Source organism: Sandarakinorhabdus sp. (genome assembly GCF_040398645.1).
In the GTDB taxonomy this organism is placed as follows: domain Bacteria; phylum Pseudomonadota; class Alphaproteobacteria; order Sphingomonadales; family Sphingomonadaceae; genus Sandarakinorhabdus.
Genome location: NZ_JBBATR010000025.1, coordinates 33,085 through 39,089 on the forward strand (window position 1 = coordinate 33,085; position 6,005 = coordinate 39,089).

Below are 6,005 nucleotides of genomic sequence, written 5' to 3' on the forward strand. Positions count from 1 at the left end.
CACAGCACGCTGGTGATTGAAGATACCAACAGCACCCGCATCCGGCCGGATGGCACGCTGGGCGCCGGCGTTGATGAAGTCAGCCTGGCGCTGCGCTCCGCTGGCGGCGGGCAATTGCTGGATGCCAGCCACGATGGCTATGCCCGGCGTTACGGCCTGCTGGTGCGGCGGCGGCTGCTGCTGACCAGCGACGGCACCGAGCTTGCCGGCGAGGATGTGATCGAAGCGGCCCCGGCGCGGCTGCTGCGCCGGCAGCGGGAACGGAGCTTTGATCTGCGCTTTCATCTCGGGCCAGGCGTATCGGCCACACCAACCGCCGATGGCATGGGCGCGCTTCTGAAAACCCCGGCCGGGCGCATCTGGGCATTCAAGGCGCGCCGGGACGATGGCACCGCCCAATTGAGCATCGAAGCATCGATTTGGGTGGACAGCGCCGGCACATTGCACCGCACCCAGCAGCTGATCGTATCGGGCAGCACCGAAAAACTGGCCGCCGATCTGCACTGGAGCTTGAAGCGCGCGGGCAAGTAAGCGTGTTTCAAGCTGACAAGCCCGGCCCAAGCCGCTAGGCGCTGCCGCCATGACTGATCTTGTTCCCATTCGCCGCGCACTCTTGTCTGTTTCCGATAAATCCGGCCTGGAGCCGCTGGCAGCTGCTCTCGTGGCGCACGGCGTGGCGCTGGTGTCCACCGGCGGCACCTCAGCGGCGCTGCGCGCGCTCGGCCACGATGTCATGGATGTCGCCGAACTGACCGGCAGCCCGGAAATGATGGACGGCCGCGTCAAGACCCTGCATCCGCGGGTGCATGGCGGCCTGCTGGCGCTGCGCGATGATGAAGATCATGTTGCGGCCATGCAGGCGCACGGCATTGCGCCAATCGATCTGGCCGTAATCAATCTTTATCCTTTTGCCGCCACCGTCGCCAAAGGCGCACCGCGCGCCGACATCATCGAGAACATCGATATCGGCGGCCCGGCCATGGTGCGATCATCGGCGAAGAACCATGACCATGTCGCCATCCTGACCAGCCCGGACCAGTATCCGGCTTTCATCGCGGCACTGGCCGCCAATGCCGGTGCGACCCCGCTGGCGATGCGCCGCACGCTGGCCGCCGCCGCTTTTGCGCACACCGCAGCCTATGATGCCGCGGTCGCCAGCTGGTTTGCCTTTGCCGATCAAGGCGAGATGTTCCCGGCGGTGCTGCCCATCGCGCTGACCCGGCAGGACATGCTGCGCTATGGCGAAAATCCGCACCAGCAGGCGGCCTTGTATCTGCCGCAAGGCGGTAGCCACGGCATCGCCGCAGCCCGCCAGTTGCAGGGCAAGGAATTGAGCTACAACAACTTGAACGACGCCGATGGCGCGCTCGATTTGATTGCCGAATGGCGTGGCAGCGGCCCAGCCTGCGCGATCATCAAGCACGCCAATCCGTGCGGCGTTGCCACCGGCAGCAGCCTGGTTGACGCCTATGAAGCAGCGTTCGCCTGCGATCCGGTGTCGGCCTTTGGCGGCATCATCGCCGTCAACCAGCCGCTCGATGGCCCGACGGCTGAGGCCATCAGCCGGATTTTCACCGAAGTCGTGATCGCGCCGGGCGCCGACGATGATGCGCGCGCCGTCTTTGCTGCCAAGAAGAACCTGCGCCTGCTGCTCGCCGATCTGCCCGATCCGCGCCGGCCCGGCCTGATGCTGCGCCCGATTTCGGGCGGCATGCTGGTGCAGAGCCGCGACAATGGCGCCGTGCTGCGCGCAGCCTGCCAGGTGGTGACCAAGCGCGCGCCGACCGAAGCCGAATGGGCCGATCTGCTGTTCGCCTGGACGGTGGCCCGGCACGTCAAATCCAACGCCATCGTCTATGCGCAGGGCGGCGCCACGGCAGGGATTGGCGCTGGCCAGATGAGCCGGCTCGATTCCACCCGCATCGCCGCACGCAAGGCCATTGATGCCGCCGAAGCTGCCGGCTGGCCGCAGCCGCGCACCATCGGCAGCTGCGTGGCATCCGATGCCTTTTTCCCCTTCGCCGATGGCCTGATCGCCGCTGCCGAAGCCGGCGCAACCGCCATCATCCAGCCGGGCGGTTCGATCCGTGACAGGGATGTGATCGCCGCTGCCGATGAACGCGGGCTGGCGATGGTCTTCACCGGGATGCGCCACTTCCGGCATTGATCGCGCCCTGCCGGAGCCGAGAGGTTTCAGGCGACACCGCGAGCGGCTAACGACTGTGCATTGGGGAGACGCCGACATGCTTGACCGGATCAGGACTGCACTGGAAACCACGCTGGCCGCTGGCGGCATCCCCGGCGCGGTGGCCGTGGTGGGCAACAGCGAAGCCACGCTGGCGCAGATTGCCGTGGGCACCAAAGGCCCGGGCGGCCCACCGCTGGCGCAGGATGATCTGTTCCAGATCGCATCGATGACCAAGGCCATCGCCAGCGTCGCCGTGATGCAGTTGGTGGAACAGGGCCGCATCGGACTGGATGACGATCTGGGCACGCTGCTGCCGGCACTGGCCGATCCGCAAGTGCTGGAAGGCTTTGACGACGAAGGCAAGCCGGTGACGCGGCCGGCCACTGGCCCGATCAGCTTGCGCCAATTGCTCACCCACACCTCGGGCTTTGGCTATGAATTCATGTCCGCCGAATTGACCCAGTGGCGGGCGCACAATCCGGCCAAGGCCGGCAGCCTGACCAGTCTGAACCTGCCGCTGCTCGCCGATCCCGGCAGCCAGTGGATTTACGGCATTTCCACCGATTGGGTGGGGCAGGTGGTCGAAAAACTGTCCGGCATGAAACTCGGTGATTGGCTGGCCCGCCACATCACTGGCCCGCTGCGCATGACCGACACCGGCTTTCGCTTTGATGAAGCGATCAAGGCGCGCCTGACGCCGCTGACGGTGCGCACACCCGATGCGCTGGTGCCGTTCCCGGTCCACTTTGGCGGCGGCGAAGGCGCCGAATTTCAAAGCGGCGGCGGCGGCCTGATCGGCACGGCCAGCGATTACATGGCGTTCTGCCGGATGATCCTGAACCGCGGCAGCCTGAACGGCGCCCGCATCCTCAGGCCCGAAACCATCGCCGACATGTCCCGCAATCAGGTGACGATGCCCGCTGGCCGGCTGGTGACCAACCTGCCGGGCATGACCGGCAATATCGATCTGTTCCCCGCCATGGATTGCGGCTGGGGCCTCGGCTTTCTGATCAATTCGCAGGCCGGCCCGGATGGCCGCGCCGCCGGCAGCCTGGCGTGGGACGGCATCGCCAACAGCTATTTCTGGATCGATCCCACCAACGACATCGCCGCCGTGATCATGATGCAGCACCTGCCGTTCGGTGAGCAGCCGGCGCTGGATGTGGTGCACGCCTTTGAGCGGGCGGTGTACGGCGTGTAAGCCGCCGCGGTCAGGCCAGCAGCAGGATCGCCGGCACCACGGCACCCGCCGCCAGCATCACCAACGAAACCCGGCGTGTTGATTTCATGCTGATCGCGATTGCCGCGCCCAGCAGCGTGGCCAGCCCCAGCGCCGCGCCGAGCGCAGCGGTGAATATTTTCATCGGCAGCGCCTTTTGCGCCTTCGCCTTGCGTTCGGCCACTTTGGCAGGGTCAACAGGCGGCTTTGGGGCTTCGACGCCTGGCTTTTTTTCGGGTTCGGCCGCCGGCAGGCGTTGATCGATATGAACGCTACCCATCACCGCTATCCATTGCGGCGGCGGTGCCCCATCCCAGCCGCTGGCCTGTTGCAGCCGGAAGGCCTGCAGGCCGCCTGAAATCGCGAAGAACAAGATGGCGGGAGCAAAGAACACCCCGACATAGAGGTGGAGCTGGCGGAGGCGCCGCATGGTTTTCGCGTTCATTTCGAAGGCTCCAGCCGCAGCCGAATTGAAAGGGCGTGGGCGGCGAGGCCTTCGACATCGGCGATGGCGGCGCCGGCCGGGCCGATCGCTGCCAGCCCGCGCGGGCCGCAATCCAGAAACGTGGTGCGTTTCATGAAATCCGCCACCGACAGCCCGCTGGCAAAGCGCGCCCGCCGCCCGGTGGGCAGCACATGGTTCGGCCCGGCGAGATAATCCCCGGCGGCTTCGGGCGTGTGGCGGCCCAGGAACACCGATCCGGCGTGGCGCATCCGGGCAAACAGCCAATCGGGATTATCGATCATCAATTCCGCATGCTCCGGTGCCAGCGCATCCAGAAGCGGCAGCGCATCGGTCAATGCATCTATTACGATGATCGCGCCATATTTCCCCCAGGATGCGCCGGCGACCGCTGCGGTGGGCAGGGTTTCGAGTTGCCGCGCCGCCGCCTGTTCCACCGCATCGGCTTCGGCCGCGCTGGTGGTGATCAATATGGATTGCGCCACCGGATCATGTTCGGCCTGGGCCAGCAGATCGGCGGCGATCCATTCCGGATTGGATTTGCCGTCCGACACGATCACCACTTCCGATGGCCCGGCCACCATATCGATGCCGACAACGCCGTATGATTGCCGTTTCGCTTCAGCCACATAGGCGTTGCCCGGCCCGGTGATGACATCGACGCGCGGGATGTGCGCGGTGCCGTACGCCAGCGCCGCCACCGCCTGCGCGCCGCCGATGCGAAACACGCGGGACACGCCCGCCACACGGGCCGCAGCCAGCACCAGCGGGTTGATCACGCCATCCGGAGTCGGCGTCACCATCACCAGATCGCGCACCCCGGCCACCACGGCGGGAATGGCGTTCATCAGCACCGATGACGGATAGGCGGCGCGCCCGCCCGGCACATAGAGGCCGGCGGCATCCACCGGCGTCCAGCGCACCCCTGTCCGCACGCCGGCGGCGTCGATAGCGTCATTGCCCACCGGCTTCTGGCGCTCATGAAAATCGCGGATGCGGGTGGCGGCCAGATCGAGCGCGCTGCGCAATTCTGGTGTCAGCCCGGCCAGCGCCGCATCCAGATCGGCGGGTGCAAATTCCCAGCCGGCCGCATCCAGATCGACGCGGTCAAATTTCGCGGTCAGCTCCGCCACCGCCGCGTCGCCGCGGGTGCGCACATCGGCGATGATGCCGGCCACCACGCTGGACACATCGGCGGCGTCGTCCCGCTTGGCATCGACCAGCGCGGCGAATGCGGCCGCAAAGCCGGGCGCGCCGGCCTCAAGCCGCTGCGGCATCGTTCATCTCGGTGAGGCTGCGCATGGCATCGATGATTGGCACGATACGGGCATCGGTCTTGAAGGCGGCGCGGTTGGCGATCAGGCGGCTGGTGACCGGCGCGATCACTTCCACTTCTTTCAGGCCGTTTTCGGCCAGGGTCTTGCCGGTGGACACAAGATCGACAATCCGCGTCGCCAGGCCGACCAGCGGCGCCAATTCCATCGCACCGTTCAGCTTGATCACTTCGGCCTGGATGCCGCGGGCGGCAAAATGCCGGCGGGTCAGCCCGGGATATTTGGTCGCCACCCGCACATGGCTCAGGCGGGACAGATCGGGATCGAGATCGGCGGGCTGCGCCACCGAAAGCCGGCAATGGCCGATATCCAGATCAACCGGCGCGTAAATCTCGGAAAAATCAAACTCCATCAGCACATCATTGCCGGCAATGCCCAGTTGCGCCGCGCCAAAGGCCACAAAGGTCGCGACATCAAAACTGCGCACCCGGATCACCTGCACATCGGGGCGGCTGGTGGCGAAGGTCAATTTTCGGCTGTTTTCATCGGTGAAATCGGCTTCCGGCACGATGCCGATGCGCGCCAGCAGCGGCAGCGCCTCTTTGAGGATACGGCCCTTGGGAAGGGCAAGCGTGATTGGGGGGACCATGATGCGGCGCGGCATAGCGCGGGCGCCAACAAAACGCCACAGCGCGGGCGCCGCATGCCGGCCGCCAAGGTGAATCCGTCGGTGAGAAAGAGCGCCAGCATTGCGGCAACCGCTGTCCAGTTTTGACCGTTTGGACGAATCGGGCGGGATACAGCATTGAAATTGTTGCGTGAAAGCAAAAAAGCCTGCGTCAAAAGCAGGGGACAAGATGA

6 protein-coding genes are annotated in these 6,005 nt (G+C 65.9%); 3 read left to right on the top strand and 3 right to left on the bottom strand.

The window, feature by feature from the left end:
- The 3 genes from ABWP50_RS07825 to ABWP50_RS07835 all read left to right on the top strand — a co-directional run.
- Window positions 1–531: heparinase II/III domain-containing protein (locus ABWP50_RS07825; protein WP_353217438.1), on the top strand; the 531-nt coding region annotated here is incomplete at its 5' end.
- A gap of 49 nt (window positions 532–580) precedes the next feature.
- On the top strand, window positions 581–2,167 hold the full coding sequence (gene purH, locus ABWP50_RS07830) for a bifunctional phosphoribosylaminoimidazolecarboxamide formyltransferase/IMP cyclohydrolase (protein ID WP_353217439.1): 1,587 nt from the start codon (window positions 581–583) through the stop codon (window positions 2,165–2,167).
- A 76-nt stretch (window positions 2,168–2,243) separates the two neighbouring features.
- Window positions 2,244–3,389: a serine hydrolase domain-containing protein gene (locus tag ABWP50_RS07835; protein ID WP_353217440.1), complete on the top strand. Its 1,146-nt coding sequence runs from the start codon at window positions 2,244–2,246 to the stop codon at window positions 3,387–3,389.
- Window positions 3,390–3,399: 10 nt separating this feature from the next.
- Here the strand turns inward: ABWP50_RS07835 and ABWP50_RS07840 are convergent, their stop codons facing one another.
- The 3 genes from ABWP50_RS07840 to hisG are packed head-to-tail and all read right to left on the bottom strand — an operon-like array spanning window position 3,400 to window position 5,793.
- Complete coding sequence (locus ABWP50_RS07840; RefSeq protein WP_353217441.1) at window positions 3,400–3,852, bottom strand: hypothetical protein; 453 nt, start codon at window positions 3,850–3,852, stop codon at window positions 3,400–3,402.
- A complete protein-coding gene (hisD, locus tag ABWP50_RS07845) occupies window positions 3,849–5,147 on the bottom strand; it encodes a histidinol dehydrogenase (protein WP_353217442.1) in 1,299 nt (432 codons plus the stop codon). The genes ABWP50_RS07840 and hisD overlap by 4 nt, the downstream gene beginning before the upstream one ends.
- The gene (gene hisG, locus ABWP50_RS07850; protein ID WP_353217443.1) at window positions 5,131–5,793 is read right to left on the bottom strand and encodes an ATP phosphoribosyltransferase; all 663 of its coding nucleotides are present in this window, start codon (window positions 5,791–5,793) and stop codon (window positions 5,131–5,133) included. The genes hisD and hisG overlap by 17 nt, the downstream gene beginning before the upstream one ends.
- Window positions 5,794–6,005 lie beyond the last annotated feature (212 nt).